The organism is Brevibacterium sp. 'Marine', from assembly GCF_012844365.1.
Lineage (GTDB): Bacteria > Actinomycetota > Actinomycetes > Actinomycetales > Brevibacteriaceae > Brevibacterium.
Genome location: NZ_CP051626.1, coordinates 789,645 through 806,385, shown reverse-complemented (window position 1 = coordinate 806,385; position 16,741 = coordinate 789,645). Strand labels below are relative to the sequence as shown.

The 16,741-nt window shown below is 64.7% G+C and carries 16 protein-coding genes; 6 read left to right on the top strand and 10 right to left on the bottom strand.

The features are described 5' to 3' along the window. Positions 1–242: 242 nt before the first annotated feature. From HF684_RS18925 to HF684_RS03465, 8 genes are all read right to left on the bottom strand, one after another. Positions 243–374, bottom strand: a complete 132-nt coding sequence (locus tag HF684_RS18925) for a hypothetical protein (protein WP_276605997.1) — start codon at positions 372–374, stop codon at positions 243–245. A 175-nt stretch (positions 375–549) separates the two neighbouring features. Next, positions 550–864: an SMR family transporter gene (locus HF684_RS03495; RefSeq protein WP_025779934.1), complete on the bottom strand. Its 315-nt coding sequence runs from the start codon at positions 862–864 to the stop codon at positions 550–552. Next, the gene (locus tag HF684_RS03490; protein ID WP_025779936.1) at positions 861–1,220 is read right to left on the bottom strand and encodes an SMR family transporter; all 360 of its coding nucleotides are present in this window, start codon (positions 1,218–1,220) and stop codon (positions 861–863) included. Before HF684_RS03490 ends, HF684_RS03495 begins: the two co-directional genes overlap by 4 nt. Further along, on the bottom strand, positions 1,217–1,828 hold the full coding sequence (locus tag HF684_RS03485; RefSeq protein ID WP_169251368.1) for a TetR/AcrR family transcriptional regulator: 612 nt from the start codon (positions 1,826–1,828) through the stop codon (positions 1,217–1,219). Before HF684_RS03485 ends, HF684_RS03490 begins: the two co-directional genes overlap by 4 nt. A gap of 168 nt (positions 1,829–1,996) precedes the next feature. Beyond that, on the bottom strand, positions 1,997–2,788 hold the full coding sequence (locus HF684_RS03480; protein WP_169251367.1) for an ABC transporter ATP-binding protein: 792 nt from the start codon (positions 2,786–2,788) through the stop codon (positions 1,997–1,999). A gap of 5 nt (positions 2,789–2,793) precedes the next feature. Continuing rightward, a complete protein-coding gene (locus HF684_RS03475; protein ID WP_169251366.1) occupies positions 2,794–3,777 on the bottom strand; it encodes an ABC transporter permease in 984 nt (327 codons plus the stop codon). 138 nt (positions 3,778–3,915) lie between these two features. Next, positions 3,916–4,893: an ABC transporter substrate-binding protein gene (locus HF684_RS03470; protein WP_169251365.1), complete on the bottom strand. Its 978-nt coding sequence runs from the start codon at positions 4,891–4,893 to the stop codon at positions 3,916–3,918. 265 nt (positions 4,894–5,158) lie between these two features. Continuing rightward, positions 5,159–7,486, bottom strand: a complete 2,328-nt coding sequence (locus tag HF684_RS03465) for a S9 family peptidase (RefSeq protein ID WP_169251364.1) — start codon at positions 7,484–7,486, stop codon at positions 5,159–5,161. A gap of 90 nt (positions 7,487–7,576) precedes the next feature. Between HF684_RS03465 and HF684_RS03460 the strand changes: the two genes are divergently transcribed. From HF684_RS03460 to HF684_RS03445, 4 genes are read left to right on the top strand one after another with little or no spacing between them, the layout of a single operon-like run. Beyond that, positions 7,577–7,723: a hypothetical protein gene (locus tag HF684_RS03460; RefSeq protein WP_169251363.1), complete on the top strand. Its 147-nt coding sequence runs from the start codon at positions 7,577–7,579 to the stop codon at positions 7,721–7,723. A 35-nt stretch (positions 7,724–7,758) separates the two neighbouring features. After that, a complete protein-coding gene (locus tag HF684_RS03455) occupies positions 7,759–8,796 on the top strand; it encodes a tripartite tricarboxylate transporter substrate-binding protein (RefSeq protein ID WP_169251362.1) in 1,038 nt (345 codons plus the stop codon). Beyond that, complete coding sequence (locus HF684_RS03450) at positions 8,793–9,458, top strand: tripartite tricarboxylate transporter TctB family protein (protein WP_248279100.1); 666 nt, start codon at positions 8,793–8,795, stop codon at positions 9,456–9,458. The genes HF684_RS03455 and HF684_RS03450 overlap by 4 nt, the downstream gene beginning before the upstream one ends. Before the next feature lies 1 nt (position 9,459). Continuing rightward, on the top strand, positions 9,460–11,007 hold the full coding sequence (locus HF684_RS03445) for a tripartite tricarboxylate transporter permease (protein ID WP_169251360.1): 1,548 nt from the start codon (positions 9,460–9,462) through the stop codon (positions 11,005–11,007). A gap of 252 nt (positions 11,008–11,259) precedes the next feature. Here HF684_RS03445 and HF684_RS03440 read toward each other — a convergent pair whose 3' ends face one another. Next, positions 11,260–12,804: an MFS transporter gene (locus tag HF684_RS03440; protein ID WP_169251359.1), complete on the bottom strand. Its 1,545-nt coding sequence runs from the start codon at positions 12,802–12,804 to the stop codon at positions 11,260–11,262. 219 nt (positions 12,805–13,023) lie between these two features. Between HF684_RS03440 and HF684_RS03435 the strand changes: the two genes are divergently transcribed. Both HF684_RS03435 and HF684_RS18720 read left to right on the top strand, forming a co-directional pair. Beyond that, positions 13,024–13,545 carry a TetR/AcrR family transcriptional regulator gene (locus HF684_RS03435; protein ID WP_169251358.1) on the top strand — a complete coding sequence of 174 codons (522 nt, stop codon included), beginning with the start codon at positions 13,024–13,026 and terminating at the stop codon, positions 13,543–13,545. Between the two features lie 115 nt (positions 13,546–13,660). Beyond that, on the top strand, positions 13,661–14,701 hold the full coding sequence (locus HF684_RS18720) for an endonuclease domain-containing protein (RefSeq protein ID WP_248279099.1): 1,041 nt from the start codon (positions 13,661–13,663) through the stop codon (positions 14,699–14,701). A 169-nt stretch (positions 14,702–14,870) separates the two neighbouring features. Here the strand turns inward: HF684_RS18720 and HF684_RS03425 are convergent, their stop codons facing one another. Beyond that, positions 14,871–16,691, bottom strand: a complete 1,821-nt coding sequence (locus HF684_RS03425) for an NAD(P)/FAD-dependent oxidoreductase (RefSeq protein WP_169251357.1) — start codon at positions 16,689–16,691, stop codon at positions 14,871–14,873. Positions 16,692–16,741 lie beyond the last annotated feature (50 nt).

Here is a 16,741-nt window from a genome sequence, read left to right as displayed (position 1 = left end):
TCGGACCGCTGATCCGGGCCCCGATCGTGTTCGTCGGTGCGGTTGGAGTCATCTGTCATGTGTCGGTTCACACTCTTTCGATTGTTGCGGAAACTGCCGAGATCGATCGGTGCCGCGCACGAAGACGAACGCATCAGGGCCCGATGGCATGAACGCACATCGGGTCAGAGTCGGGAATCAGGTGATGCGACCGGCCGGCGGTCGTCGATCTGGCAGATGGTCTGCGGATCGGCGATCAGTGACTAGGGCTCTCCGCCCCACCAGCCGACGGCCACGGGTTCCCAGGAATCATTGGCGAAGCCGCAGCTCGGGCGCTCTCGATTCGGGGTCGACCAACCCCAGCGGTGGTGGTCGTCGAATCTGAGAGGGGTCATGCCTTCGGACGATAACAGCTTGCGTGAGGCTTCACAATAAATTCTCAGCAACGAATGGCCGCCGCCATCGCCGAGGATGCACCGGGCTGAGCCGCCCGGACCTGCCCCGCGCGGGAACGGTCAATCGGGCAGTCCCGGTCGATTCGGCAGTCCCGGTCGATTCGGCAGTCCCGGGTCAGCCTATTTCGACGAGGATGACTCCGACGGTGATGAAGCCGATGCCCAGCAGCGCCTTGCGCGTGAGCGGATCCTTCCAGATGACCCGGGAGAGCAGGCAGACCAGCGCGACTCCGCAGGCCGCCCACAGACCATAGGCGACGCCCAGAGGCATGCCCTCGGCAAGTGTGCGGCCGAGGAAGAAGAAGGCCGCGGTGTAGCTGATGGCCACGGGAATGAACCAGATCCTGCGCTGCAGTCCGGCGCTCGCACGCAGGCACAGGGTGCCGGCGACCTCGCTGAGGATCGACAGGGCCAACCACATCCAGCTCATTCGGTCACCTCCGTCTCCACGGTCGCGGATTCTTCGGGAGTGCCGGATTCGACGAGGATGACGCCGATGATGATGAGGGCGATGCCGATGATGGCGCCGACGCTCAGAAGTTCACCGAAGAACACGACACCGAGCACGGCCACGAGTGCGACCCCGCTGGCCGACCAGGTCGCGTAGACGGCACCCAGCGGCATACCGAGCCGCTGGGTGAGGCCGAGGATGAAGAAGGCCGCGGCGTAGAGGACGACGACCCCGGGAATCCACACCGGATCGGCGACCGCGGCGCGCAGCATCAGGGTGGCGGCCACCTCGGCGAGGATGGCGGTAACGAGCAGCAGCAGACGTGTCGAGTTCATCCTGTCACCTCCGCCGCGGCATCGTCGGACGTTCCCACAGCGACTCCCGCCGCGGCATCGATGGCTGCCTCAGCGGCGTCGATGAGCGCGAGCGCGTGCGTGCGCACGGCCGCGAGATCGGTGGAGGGGAACACTCCGGTGGCTTCGGACATCCATGCGCCGTCGGCACAGAAACGAGCGGCGGTGAGCAGAGACACCGCACGATCATCGAGCCCGGCGGTGTCGAACCACGGACCGAGATGCTCGCTCCACGCCCGCGACAGCTTCGGGTGGTAGAGCGCATCGGAGAAGATCCAGTAGTCCGCGCGCGAGACCTCGGCGGTGGTGGCCACGGTGACGTAGGCCCGGTGCCGTTCGAAGCTCGTCAGTTCCCGACTCGAATGTCCGGTGTGCTCACGCAGCCGCTGCGCCCAGTCTTTCGCGGCATGGTCGACGAGCCCGAGCATGAGCGCTTCCTTGGACGGGAAGTGATACATCAGGCCCGGTTTCGTCAGTCCCGCCTGCTGCGCGACCGATTCGAGCGAGATCGTCACACCCTGCACCGAATCATGCGATTCGGCCAGAGCCTTCGCCGCCTCGAGAATCCGCATCCGTCCGTCATTCGCCATGCCTCGACTTTACCAACCGGTTGGTAAAGTTCGCCAGTGCGGAAGAGAGGGTGGTCCACACCACGCGGTGTGAACCACCCTCTTATGTGCCTCGGCCGGGTGTCATGCGCGCGGCTGTTCGCCAGCGAGCTCGGCACCCATGCGCTTCAGCGGCTATCGAGCCTCGGCTCAGTTCAGCAGTGCCCGATCGCCGAGCGTCGCTCCCTTGAGCTTCGAGAATTCGCCGAGCAGGGTCTCGACGGTCAGGTCCTTCTTCTCCTCGGCCGAAGCCTGGTAGATGATCCGTCCCTCGTGCATCATGATCAGCCGGTTGCCCAGCGCGATCGCCTGCTCCATATTGTGGGTGACCATGAGGGTGGTCAGCCCGTCGGCCTCGACGATCTTCTTCGTCAGGGTCGACACCAGAGCAGCACGCTGCGGGTCGAGAGCGGCGGTGTGCTCGTCGAGCAGCAGGATCCGCGGCTGAGTGAATCCGGCCATGAGCAGGCTCAGTGCCTGCCGCTGTCCGCCGGAGAGCAGTCCGACCTTCGTCTTCAGCCGGTTCTCGAGGCCGAGTTCGAGAGTCGCCAGCTCCTCTTTGAAGTGTTCGCGCCGTTCCGAGGTGGTCCCCCGTCCCAGCCCGCGCGGCTTTCCGCGCTTGAGCGCAAGAGAGAGGTTCTGTTCGATCGTGAGGTCCGGAGCGGTTCCGGCCATCGGATCCTGGAAGACTCGGCCCAGGTATCCCGCTCGTTTGTATTCGGGCATCCGCGAGACCTCGGCGCCGTCGATGGCGATCGATCCGGTGTCGATGGGCAGACGGCCGGAGATGGTGTTGAGTAGCGTCGATTTTCCGGCACCGTTGGAGCCGATGACGGTGACGAAGTCGGATTCGTCGAGTTCGAGCGAAAGCCCTTGCAGTGCCTTGCGTTCGTTGACGGTGCCGGGGAAGAAGGTCTTGGAGATATTGTCGATCGTGAGCATGGGTCTCAGATCTCCTTCCCGGCTCGGGCACCGGTCGCGCCGGCGGGGATGTCGGCGACCTCGGCGGGGTCTTTCATATCGGTCGTTCCCGCCGGCACCGAGGCGGCCGCGCGGTTTCCGCGTCCGCGCAGTGAGGGGATCCGTTTGAGGAATCCCCACCTGGGCAGCAGCAGTGCGATGACGACGAGCAGCGCGGTCGTCAGCTTCATATCGTTCGTATCCAGGCCCGCACGCAGGGCGAGGAAGATGATGAGCCGGTAGACGACCGACCCGAGGAGTGCGCCGAGGCTGGCCATGACGATGTTGCGGCTGCCGAACACGGCCTGGCCGAGGATCACCGAGGCGAGCCCGACGAGGATGAGGCCGATGCCCATGCTGATATCGGAGAACCCCTGGTACTGAGCGACGAGCGCTCCGCAGAGCGCGACGAATCCGTTCGACAGCGCCAGGGTGAGCATCGTCGAGTTGTCGGTGTTGACGCCGAGACTGCGGATCATCTCTTTGTTGTTGCCGGTGGCCTGGATGGCCAGTCCGAGATCGGTGGTGAGGAACCAGTCGATGGCGAACTTGAGGATGAGTGCGAAGGCGAGCAGGATCGCAATCGACACCCAGGTGCCCATGAGCATGTTCTCGCGCAGCGGGGTGAAAACAGTGTCTTCTCGCAGGAGCGGCAGGTTCGCCTTCCCCATGATCCGCAGGTTGATCGACCACAGGCCGATCATCGTGAGGATTCCGGCGAGCAGTCCGTCGATGCCGCCTTTCGTGTGGAGCAGGCCGGTGATGTAGCCGGCGATGAGTCCGGCGCCGATCGCCGCGAGCGTGGCCAGGAAGGGGTTGACCCCGGCGATGATGAGGGAGGCTGCGGTGGCCCCGCCCGTGGTGAAGCTTCCGTCGACGGTGAGGTCGGGGAAGTTGAGGACCTTGAAGGTCAGATAGACCCCGAGCGCCATCGCGCCGTAGATGAGCCCGAGCTCCAATGCTCCGAACATGGGTTTCCGTTCATTTCTGGTGTGTGGTTCGTGGTGGCCCCGAGGTCGTCGGTGTCAGCGCCGGCGGCCTCGGGGCCGGTGACGTCGGTGGAATCGAGGAGTTCAGGACTCTCTGCACCGGGTCACGGTTGGTGTCGGTTACTCGATGACCTTGTCGGCCTCGTCGACGAGCTTCTGCGGAATCTCGGCGCCCTGGGCCTCGGCGGCCTTCGGGTTGACGACGAGCTCGAGGTTCGAGCTGGTCTCGACGGGCATTTCGGCGGGCTTATTTCCGTCCTGGAGGATCTTCAGAGCCATTTCGCCGGTCTGTTCTCCGAGCTTCGTGTAGTCGATGCCGCGGGTGATCGCCGCGCCGGATTCGACCTGGCCGGCTTCTGACCCGACGAGCAGAGCCTTGTTCTTCTCTGCCGCCTGGACCATGGTCGACACTGCCGAGACGACGTTGTTGTCGGTGGGCACGTAGTAGGCGTCGACCTTGCCGAGCGAGTCCACGGCCTGAGCGAGCTCGCCCGAGTTCGCGATCGTCGCCTCCTTGATCTCCACGTCGAGGCCTTCTGCCGCCTTCTTCGCGAGATCGACCTGCACCTGCGAGTTGACCTCACCGGAGCTGTAGACGATGCCGACGGTCTTCGCATCGGGTTTGACGTCCTTGACCAGCTTCAGCTGCTCTTCGACCGGGTTGAGGTCGGAGGTGCCGGTGACGTTGCCGCCGGGGCTGTCATTGGAATCGACGAGTCCGGCCTCCTCGGCGTCGGTGACGGCGGTGAAGAGCACGGGCTTGTCGGTGATCGCCTGGGCCGCGGCCTGAGCGGCCGGGGTGGCGACGGCGAGGACGAGGTCGAGGTCGTCGCTGGCGAACTGCTGTGCGATCGAGGTCGCATTGGCCTGTTCGCCCTGGGCGTTCTGCACGTCCCATTCGACGTCGACGCCGGCATCCTCGAAGGACTTCTTGAAGCCTTCGGTCGCGGCGTCGAGCGCCGGGTGCTGCACGAGCTGCGAGACGCCGATGGAGAACGAATCGCCTTCGCCGCCACCGCTCTCACCGCCGCCGCAGGCCGAAACCGCAAGAATCGAACCGACTGCCACCATCGCTGTGGCCACTTTGCTGAGACGCATTCTTCTCCCTTTCGGAATTTCGGTCCGCCGGTGCGGATCCGTCACGAATTCTGCATTCGACACCGCCGCTCCTCGCGGGCAAGGACAGTGACGGCAATGCAGATGAATGATGCGCCGCCGTCACTCAGACCGTTCTGAGTTCATGACGCGCATCACGTCGAATGTGATGATATCCACTCTATGGCCCGGCACTGACACCGGGTGCCGAATCCGGGTTTTGGAGACAATCGTCCCGTTATCGTTATCTGCGGCGACAGTCGTCCCCTCAGGGCTCTGTTTCGACGTCCGATCGTCCCAGCACGTCGAGGATCCAGGCGTATTCGAATGCGACTTCCTTCCAGGCGTCATACCGCCCGGAGACCCCGCCGTGCCCGGCGACCATTTCGGTCTTGAGCAGGGCGTTCGCACCGACCTCGCGGAGTCGGGCGACCCATTTCGCGGGTTCGACGTAGAGGACCCGGGTGTCGTTGAGCGAGGTCACGGCCAAGATCTGCGGGTAGGCCGCCTCGGTGACGTTTTCGTAGGGAGAGTACGAGCGCATGTACTCGTAGACCTCCGGATCATGCAGCGGGTCGCCCCACTCCTCCCATTCGATGACGGTCAGCGGCAGCTCGGGCATGAGGATCGAGGTCAGCGCGTCGACAAAGGGCACGTCGGCGCTGATTCCGGCGAAGAGCTCGGGCGCCATGTTCGCAATCGCACCCATGAGCAGGCCCCCGGCCGATCCGCCGCTGGCCACGAGCCGATCCGGACTCGTCCACCCGGTGTCGATGAGGTGGCGGGCGACGTCGATGAAGTCGGTGAACGTGTTCTTCTTCGCCGTCGTCTTGCCCTGGTCGTACCAGTGTCGGCCCATTTCGCCGCCGCCGCGCACGTGCGCGATGGCGAAGACGACGCCGCGGTCGAGCAGCGACAGCCGCGAGACCGAGAAGTACGGGTCCATGCTCGCCTCGTACGAGCCGTACCCGTAGAGGAGCAGCGGTTTCGCCGAGGCGGCTCTGCCGTTCGCCTCGTCCGCGCCGACTCCGTCCGCTGTGTCCTCCGTCGAGGCGGGATTGCCGTGTTCGCCGTGTTCGTCGGATCGGTGCAGGTCCTTGCGGAAGACCACCGAGATCGGGATGTCGGTGCCGTCGCCGGCCTTCGCCCACAGGAGGGTTTCGGTGTAGGCGTCGAGGTCGACGGATCCGAGAACGGGCTGACGCTTGAGGACCGTGTCAGTGCCGTCTGCGACGCTGTGCGAATAGAGCACCGCGGGCGTTGACATGGAGGTGAAGTGAAGTCGGATGCTCGTCTGTGCGAATTCGGGGTTGCCGCCCAGCGACAGGGTTCCGGTCTCCCGACCGAAGGGCAGCTCCTGCAGCGATCCGAAGGGAGAGGAGGCATCGCCGAGGCGGATGATGCCGACGCGGGCGAAGCCGCCGCGACGGTAGCTGAGCACGATGAAGTCGGCGAAGGCGTCGACATCTTCGATGCGCAGGTCATCAACTCGCAGTTCGCCGCTGCGCAGTTCGCCGTCATGCGGCTCTCCATTGCCGCCTGCGGCTTCGGTGACGATGACGTCTCGACCGGGCGCGGTCGGGTCCGCGGCGGGGACGTCGACGAGCTCGAAATCGGCGCGGTTGCGGTTGTGGGTGATGAGGAATCGGTCTTCACCGCCGATGACGGCGTGCTCGACGGTGTATTCGACTCCGTCGACACGGGGCCAGATCTCCTGCGGTTCGGCTTCGAGGTCGTCGACGCGGACGACCCAGTACCCGGTGGTCGTCTTCGACCCGGTGACGACGAACATCATCCGGCCCGAACGTGAGAATCCCGATCCGACGAAGAAGCGCTCATCGGGTTCGTGGAAGATGCACACGTCGTCGCTGCTGTCGGTGCCGACCACGTGGCGCCACACCTTCTCCGGCCGCCAGGCGTCGTCGACAGTGGTGTAGAAGACGAAGCGACCGCTCGGGTCGAGGGAGGCTCCGGCGAAGGTGCCCTCGATCGTGTCTGCGAGGTCATCTCCTGTGACCAGGTCGCGGAGTCGGAGGGTGTAGCGTTCGTCGCCGGTGGTGTCGACACCGTAGAGGAGTCTGCTGCCGTCGTCCGAGAGTGAGAAGGAACCGAGGGAGAAGAACTCCTGACCAGCGGCGGCGATGTTCGAGTCGAAGACGACTTCTTCGCCGGGCATAGGTTGTTCGCCGACCTCGGGCGGCGTCCAGTCGTCGGGCCCGGAGATGGGGATCCGGACGCTGATGCCGTAGTCGAGCCCGGCCTTCGTGCGGGAGAAGTACCAATAGTTCCCGCGCCGGTTGGGCACCGACATATCGGTCTCTTTGATGCGCGTCTTGATCTCGGTGAAGATCGAATCTCGGAGCCCTTCGAGGTGAGCAGTCTGTGCGCTCGTCCAGGCGTTCTCTGCTTCGAGGTGGGCGATGACCTCGGGCGACTCCTTCTCACGCATCCACTCGTAATCGTCGATGAAGGTATGGCCGTGGTGGGTGCGCTCGAAGGGAACCTTCTTCGCCACCGGCGCAGAAGCGGGGGTGGCCCCGGCCCCGGACGGGGTCTGTGCTGCAGGAACGGTGGCAGGAGAATCGGCATCAGTCATGGTCCCACCCTAGTCACTCCGCCCGTTCACCTCGTCTGCGGCCAGTCAGCCGAGGCGTGTCCCCGATCTTCGCTGTTATGCCTCGGTGGAATGATCACACACAGACGAGCCGCGACGACCAGGCGACGCCGCGCAGCGATGACCCACCGTGAGCAGAATGCACTCAACGCGCTCAATGAGCAGAAAGCGCAGAGCGAGCACAAGCTCGCAGTGGACACTCAGCAAGCTCTAAGGTGAGTCTCGAATCACACTCGCCTTCAAAGGAGAAGACCGTGCCACAGGCGCCACCTCCCGAGGATTCGACGGTCGAATCCTCCCATCCCTCACGACGCACCTTCGGACGCATCGCCTACGGGGCGATCGCCTTGGCAGCGATCGGAACGGCGACGACCTACTCGGTCAGGGCCGCCTCGGCGAAGGGCGACCTGTCGTCGAATCTCACCCTCATCGCTCCGGCCGGCGCCGGCGGCGGCTGGGACGGCTTTGCCCGCGAGACCCAGCAGGCCATGCGCGTCGAACGGCTGGCCAACAACGCCCAGGTCGTCAACATCCCCGGTGCCGGCGGCACGATCGGCCTCGGCAAGTTCTCAACGATGCACGGCCAGGCGGACACGATCCTGGCCACCGGCACCGCCATGGTCGGCGGGATCGCGCTGAACAAGTCGCCGGTCGGATTCGACAACACCACCCTGATGGCCCGCGTGGCCGAGGACTACGACGTCCTCATCGCCGCCGCCGACTCCCCGCACAACACGATCGACGATGTCATCGGCGCGTGGAAGAAGGACCCGAAGGGGCTCGTGTGGACGGGCGGTTCGGCGGGTTCGGTCGACCATCTCACGATCGCGCAGCTCGCGCTCCTCGGCGGGATCGCCGCGTCCGACATCACCTACATCCCGAAGTCCGGCGGCGGCGAAGCGATCCAGACGCTGCTCTCGGGGACCACCGATTTCGCCTCCTGCGGCTTCAACGAGGTCTCCGACCAGATCGAAGCCGGACGCGTCAAGGCCATCGGCGTGGCCGCCCCGAAGCGGATCGAGGGCTTCGACGAGGTGCCGACGATGTCCGAACAGGGCTATGAGGTCACGCTGACGAACTGGCGCGGCTGGCTCGGCGCCCCGGACATCACCGGCGAGGAATCCAGCCAGCTGCTCGACATCCTCCAGAAGACCCGCGACAGCGCGGCCTGGAAGGACGCCCTCGAACGGAACAAATGGACCGACGTGTGGCTGACCGGCGACGAATTCGCCGAGTTCATCAAGGAGGACTCGTCACGGGTGGAGAAGCTGCTGAAGGAGTTGGGACTGTGAGCGCACAGACGACGAAACGCACGGGCCACCTCGGCGCGGGAACCTGGTGGCAGGGAAGGTCAGGACTCATCGTTCCCCTCATCATGGGTGCATTCTCGACCTATCTGCTCGTCGGCATCCTCACGATGGACGTGCCTGCGGATGCGGACAAACCGGGTCCGCAGTTCTTCCCGACGATCATCATGCTCGTCGGCTACGCGCTGACGGTCCTGCTGGTCATTGCCTATATCCGCAATCCCGAACCCGTCGACGTCGACGATGCGGTCCCGGCCCAGGTCGAAGAGGACAAGGCGTTCTCGACTCCGGTCACCTCGGCAGTCGCGGCCTCTCGGCTCACCCCTCATGAGGAAGACGAACCCGAGGACGACCGCGCAGCTCTGGCCGCGGCCCGCAAGGCCGATTCGACGCACCGCACTCACAGTGACTTCGTGTCCCTGGCCTGGGGCGCCGGCGGTTTCGCGGCGTTCGCCCTCATCCTCGAATTCGCAGGGTGGATCATCGCCGCAGCGCTGCTGTTCTGGTGTGTGGCCCGGTCGATGGGATCGAAGAAGCCGCTGTTCGACCTCACTCTGGCACTGACGTTCTCGTCCCTGGTCTACATCGCCTTCGCGGTGATGCTGGGACTCAACCTTCCTTCGGGAATTCTGGGAGGTGGCTTCTGATATGGACGCTCTCATGTCCCTCTTCGAAGGCTTCGCACACGCTCTGACCCCAATGAACCTGCTGTGGGTGTTCGTCGGATGCTTCCTCGGCACCGCCGTCGGCGTACTGCCGGGCCTCGGGTCGTCGATGGCCGTGGCTCTGCTGCTGCCGATGACCTTCGCCCTCGACCCCACAGGCGCGTTCATCATGTTCGCCGGCGTCTACTTCGGTGGGCTCTTCGGCGACTCGACGATGGCCATCCTCATGAACACCCCGGGTCAGGCCTCTGCGATCGCCTCGACGTTCGAAGGCCACAAGATGGCCAAATCCGGGCGGGCCCCGCAGGCTCTGGCCACCGCCGCGATCGGCGCATTCATCGGCGGGTTCATCTCGTGCTTCCTCGTCGTCTTCGTCGCTCCCGCGTTGGCGGATCTGTCGACGAGCTTCGGCCCGGCCGAGTTCTTCGCCCTTGCCCTGTTCGCCTTCGTCGCCACCTCCTCGGTGGTCGCCGATTCGGTGCTCAAGGGGCTCACGGCTCTGGTGCTGGGCATCGGCTTCACCGTCATCGGCATCGACTCGGTTTCGGGCACGGAGCGGTTCACCCTCGGCGTCCCCGAACTCTTCGACGGTGTTTCGCTGGTCACGGTGACGGTCGGTGTGCTGGCGCTGGGCGAAGTGTTCTTCATCGCCTCCCGGATCCGCCGCCAGGCCACGGACAACACAGTCAGCTCCTCGGGCCGCCCGTTCCTCTCCCGCAAGGAGGTCGGCGAAGCTCTGCCGGCATGGCTGCGCGGCACGGCGATCGGTCTGCCTTTCGGCGTCATCCCCGTCGGCGGTGCCGATGTTCCGACGTTCATGGCCTACGGCCTGGAGCGCAAGCTCGATTCCCGGCGGAAGGATCCGCAGTTCGGAAAGGGCGCGATCCGTGGTCTTGCCGCCCCCGAGGCGGCCGGATCGGCGACGACGGGCATCGCGATGGGTGCGCTGTTGGCTCTGGGTCTGCCGATCTCGGCGACGGCGGCGATCATGCTCGCGGCGTTCCGTCAGTACGGCATCCAGCCCGGTCCGCTGCTCTTCGACCGCTCCCCCGAGCTCGTCTGGGGTCTGCTCGCGAGCTTCTTCGTCGCGATGATCGTCCTGCTCATCATCAACCTGCCGTTCGCTCCGCTGTGGGCGAAGCTGCTGAAGATCCCGGACCCGTACCTCTACGGCGGCATCGCGGTCTTCTGCGGCCTGGGCATCTATGCGACGTCTGCCTCGACGTTCGAGCTGCTCATTCTGCTGGGCATCGGCGTGTTGAGCTTCGTGCTCAAGCGCTACGGTGTGCCGTTGGCGCCGCTGATGATCGGCATGGTGCTCGGGCCCCTGGCCGAGTCGAACCTGCGTGATGCCCTGTTGGCGGCCGGCGGAGATGCGTCGACTTTGGTGTCCTCGCCGATCACGATCGTCATCTACGTCGTGCTCATCGCCGCTCTGGTCTACACCGGCATCGGCCGAGTGCTCGCCCGCAAGCGGCAGAAGCAGGCGACACAGGAGGTGCTCGCTCCGGCGAACTCGTCGCAGGGCTGATCCCAGCGGCCGCGGCGTAGGCCGCCGCGTTTGCTGGGTGCGGTTCCGGCCTCGGCGATCACCAGCGACTGGGGAGATGGTCCCGGCTCCGTGCCGAGGAACGTCTCCCCAGTCCTTTGTCGTAAACGGCGCCGAACATAGGTCAGCACCGGATACGTTCTGCCCCCAAGAAGTATCCGGTGCTGACCTATGTTCGTGGGGAGTCCACTGCCCAGCGTGCTCTGCCCCGCGCCCACTGCCCATGATGCGGGATCAGCGGTCGGAATCAGATCGGGAGGCTGCTCTCGGCAGGAGTCGCCCGGCCCCCTTGAGGCCGAAACTCGTGAGCACAGCGGCGATGAGGACGAGGGCGACGGCCGCACCGGCGGCCCACTGCACGCCGAAGTCGAAGGCCGACACAGCCGCCTCGGTGATCTTCTCACCTGCTGCGGAACTCAGTCCGGACGCGTATTCGAGGGCGGAGCCGAGCGTATCGAACTCGGCTTTGTCGGCTGTGTCCCCGATCGCGGACTGCAGCGCGGATCCGTACATGAAGGTCGAGAGCCCGCCGAGCACGGTCGTGCCCATGACGGATCCGAATTCGTAGGCGGTCTCCGATATCGCCGAGGCGGCTCCGGCCTTGTGGGCCGGGACCGCGGCGAGGATGAGGTCGTTCGTGATGACCTCGGCGGTGCCGAGTCCGATGCCGAGGATGAGGAAGGCCAGCAGCATTCCCATCACGGAGTGTTCGGAGGTGAAGGCGATGATGCCCATGCCGATGGCGTTGAGCGCGAGCGCACAGGGCACGACGACGCGCGGTTCGAAGCGGGCGATGAGCGGCACCGCGAGGTAGCCGGCCGCGACCGAGGTGATCAGCCCAGGGATGAGCACAAGCGCGGCGTCGATCGGAGAGAGCCCGAGCACGAGCTGGAGCAGCTGGGTACCGAAGTAGAGGAACCCGGCCAGCCCCATGACGCTCAGCAGGTTCGACACCACCGCCGAGGTGAACACGGAGTTCGCGAACAGACGGACGTCGAGCATCGGGTTCGGTGTGGCGAGCTGGCGGAGGACGAAGCTGGCGCCGGCGACGATCGCCACGGACAGGGTGAACCAGAAGAGGAGGTCGGCGCCAGAAGCCATGCTGTGTTTGATGGCGAAGACGAGCGGGGCCAGGGCGAGCATCGACAGGATGATGGAGAACGGGTCGAAGCGGCCGGGGTTCGGATCGCGCGATTCGGGCAGCAGGAAGGCGGCCGCGGGGATGAAGAGCGCGATGAGCGGCAGGTTGATGAAGAAGACCGAGCTCCAGTGGAAGTGCTCGAGCAGAAAGCCGCCGACGATCGGACCCAGAGCGGCACCGCCGGAGAACATCGCGGCCCAGGTGGCGATCGCGATGCGGCGGTCCTTGTCGTGGTCGAAGATGTTGCGGATGAGTGACAGCGTCGAGGGCATGAGGGTGGCCCCGAAGATGCCCAGCAGTGCGCGGGCGAGGATGAGCATCTCTGCCGAGGTGGAGAACGCCGCGAGCAGTGAGGCCGCACCGAATCCGGCGGACCCGATGATGAGCAGTTTGCGACGCCCGACTCGATCGCCGAGGCTGCCCATGGCCACCAGCAGACCGGCGAGCATGAGCGCGTAGATGTCGACGATCCACAGCAGCTGCGTGCCGGTCGGATGCAGCCCGGTGCTGATCGCGGGGATCGCGAAGCCGAGCACCGTGTTGTCGATCGAGATCAGCAGCACGGGGATCATGAGCACCGCAAGGCCGACCCACTCGCGCCGACCGGCACGCAGCTGTGGAGTCAGTGTCGTCGTCATGCCCCCAACTGTACCGTCTGGACGGTACAGTTGGGAAGCGGAAAGGTCACCCGCATTCGCACGCTCAGGAGATACACGGAGTGCTCGACCGCCTCGGCGATGACCGTGTCCCTACCCGCATCCCCGCCCGGTACCATCGGTTCGCCCCCTCACCGCCTCGGTCCGGTTTCGGGCGCACCGTCAGTCTCATGGGCCCCGCCATCGACTAGGCTCGTGGCTATGGCACGCAATCCGACCGCAACCAAGGAGAAGCTGCTCGACGCGTTCGATGAGCTCCTCGACGAACACGGCACAGCCGGTGCGACTCTGGACGCAGTTGCTGCGAAAGCCGGAGTCTCCAAGGGCGGTCTGCTCTACCATTTCGGCTCGAAAGCCGAGCTCATCAAGGGCAGCCTGGAACGGCTCGACCAGCTGGTCGACGAGGACATCGAAGAGATGAAGGCCGCCGGCGAACGCCTTCACTACTACTACCTCGAGACCTCGGCCGAGGTCGGCACTCCCCTGGACCGCAGCCTCATCGCTGCCGGCTGTCTCGCACTCGAGAACGAGGAGGCCAAGGCGGCTCTGCGCAGGACCAGGGAAGCGTGGTTCAACTTACTCAACGACCACCTCGGCGATGCTGACCTGGCGATGACGATCCAGCTCATCGGCGACGGCATGTACTTCAATCAGAACTTCGGGCTGTCACAGGATGAAGCCCTCGACCACGTGAAGCGAGTGCTCACCCGCCTCGGACTCTGAATCACCCACCGTGGAGTTCCGGACGTCTCGTGCGGGATATTGCCTCAGCTTTCAGCACAGATCGTCCGGAAGTCGGCCCGCGACCGCTGTATCACTCGCACACAGCTGACTGTGGATGGCGCTTCTCTATCCACAGGCTGGTTTCTCGCCATTTCTTTTCAGTGACCGGCAGGCGAAGCTGGCTCCTATGTGCGCTGACTCTCGCTGGATGATGCACGATTTTCCGGAGGTGTTCCGAACCCGGGACTACATCGAACGAGGCATCACACGGCACAGCCTCTATCATTCGAAGCGCTTTCAGCAGGTATTGCCCGGCGTACGGATGGACCTCGAACGGTTCGACCGCCGCCCGGTACCTGCTTGGGCCGATACTGACTGGCTGTTTGATGCGCAGAGGCTCAGAGCCGCGCTCCTTCACTACCCGGACATTGCTGCCAGCCACGCCCTTGCCGCGCGGCTCTACGGCTGGCCGCTTCCTTCCACCTGGCTGACGTCGCAACTCCATGTCTCAGTCACAGAGCCCAATTGTCGGATCAGACTCCCTGGGATCACTCTGCGTCGAATGACGACCATGACGGTCAGGCAATGGTTCGGCTTACCCATTCTCGCTCCAGCAGAGGTCATCATCGGAATCGCAGGCGACCTGATGCAACGCGACCTCGTGAAAATCTGCGACGCGGCCGTCGGCAACTGGCACGGACCACCACAGATCGGGCTCGACGAACTGCGTGACTGCGTTCGCACACGTCCATTCGTCCGCGGACGACAGCACCTCTTGGAGGCGGCCAACCTCGCCCGTCCGACTGTTGATTCGCCACCCGAGACAGACCTGCGGCTGTGGGCCGTCGACGTCGGTCTTCCCGAACCTGTCGTGCATCCTCATGTTCCCAGCCGCCTCCTTGGGCGCATTGTCGAACCTGACCTCGGCTATCCCGACGCACGGCTTGCTCTGGAGTACGAGGGCGGTCACCACTTCGAATCGAAGCGGCAGAGAGAAAGCGACCTCAGACGCGACGAAGCGCTCCGTGCAGAAGGCTGGACGGTCCTCCACGTGACGAGCAATGCCAACTACATCCTGTTGGAGTCACAGATTCGTGACCATTTGGGTCTCGAGCCGCGCGTTCGGTCGGGCCGGGGCAGTGGTGGCGGCTGTTGACCATGCGGCGACCGACCGGGATGACGTTCGTCTCAGGCGAGATTCAGCTAAAAGATGGGAAGTTCCGGACGATCTGTGCTGAAAACTGAGGCTCAAATCAGCACAGATCGTCCGGAACTTCCTATAACACGCCTCCGCACGCAGCGAAGATGACCGGTTCGGGCGAGAGTCACCTCAGGTGGTGCACCTCCTGCAGCCCGTACACCGGAGTCTCGATACCTTCGTGCCGGGCCTTGAGCTGCAATGCCAGGTAGAGCGAGTAGTGGCGGGACTGGTGGAGGTTGCCGCCCATGAACCACAGGTTCTCCTGCTGGGTGGGCTTCCACATATTGCGCTGCTCGCCCTCCCACGGGCCCGGGTCCTTCGTCGTCTCCGATCCCAGCCCCCAGCATTTGCCGACCTTGTCCGCGGTCTCCTGGTCAACAAGGTCGGCGACCCATCCGTTCATCGAACCGTAGCCGGTGGCATAGACGACGAGGTCAGCCGGCAGCTCGGTGCCGTCCGCCAACACAACCGAGTCAGAAGTCAGGTGGTCGACCTGGCCTTTGGCCAACTTCACTTTGCCGTCGGCGACGAGCTCGGCGGCTCCGACGTCGATGTAGTAGCCCGAGCCCCGGCGCAGGTACTTGAGGAACAGACCGGACTCGTCGTCGCCGAAATCGAGGTCGAACCCGGCATCTTCCATGCGCTGGTAGAAGTCCTTATCCGCTTCCTTGATCTGGTCGTAGAGCGGGATCTGGAACTCGTGCATGATCCGGTACGGCAGCGACGCAAAGATGAGATCCGCCTTCTCCGTCGTCACCCCGCTCTCAAGAGCGCGTTCGGAGTACAGGTCCCCCATCGCGATCTCCACGAGCGAGTCGCTCTTGACGATGTGCGTGCTCGAGCGCTGCACCATCGTGACGTCGGCGCCGTTCTCGTACAGGGCTCCGCAGATGTCGAAGGCCGAGTTGTTGCTGCCGATGACGACGACCTTCTTGCCCGCATAGGCGTCAGGGCCCGGGTGCTGCGAGGAATGCTGCTGCTCGCCCTCGAAGATGTCCGAGCCCGGGAAAGTGGGGATGCTCGGCTTGCCCGACATGCCCGTGGCCATCACCAGATGGGTCGGGCGCAGAGTGACTTTCTCTCCGTTCCGGTCGACCTCGACCGTCCACCGGCCTTCTGCTTCGTCATAGGTCGCCGAGGCGGCTGTCGTCGATGACCAGTACGGAATCTCCATCACCTTCGTGTAGAACTCCAACCAGTCCGCGATCTTGTCCTTCGGTGCGAACACCGGCCAATTGTCGGGGAACTTCAGGTACGGCAGGTGGTCGTACCAGACCGGATCGTGCAGGCACAGCGACTTGTACCGCGACCGCCACTGGTCACCCGGCCGCTCCCACCGATCGATGACCAGGGAGGGCACCCCGAGTTGGCGGAGGCGTGCGCCGAGGGCGATCCCGCCCTGCCCGCCACCGACGACGAGGATGTACGGATCGGCGGTCTTACCCCAGGCGGCGTCCTCCTCGGCGAGTTTCTCCGACCAGCTCTTCCGCTCGGGATCGACGCCGTGTTCGGCACCCTTGGCCCGGCGGGTGCCGCGCGGCTCCTCGTGTCCGGCGATCTCCTGAAGCGCGGTGAGCATGGTCCAGGCCTTGATGCCGTCTTCGTCGATGAGGCGGACGAGCCCTTTGCCACGCCCCACCGAGGTGGTGAAGGTGAACCATGCTTCCGTCACTCCGTCGGCGGTTGCCGCCGGTTCGGTCAGTTCGAATTCTTCCGGTGAGACCCGGTCGAGGTTGTGGGTGAGCAGGTCGGTGACCCCATCAGGGTTCTCCACCGTCTTGAGGTTCCAGGTGAAGGACACGAGGTCCCTCCAGTAGCTGTCGGTGGCGAACAGTCCGGCGGCGGCCGGAATGTTCCGGCGGCTCAGTGCCGATTCGAAGTCCTGCAGCCACCTCATTGCGATGTCGTCGGCAGTCAGCTGGGGACGGTCGAGCGTCGTTGTCATGTCACTCCTCCTCATTGAGTTCAGTGACTCCAAACTAGGCCGGGCGTTCA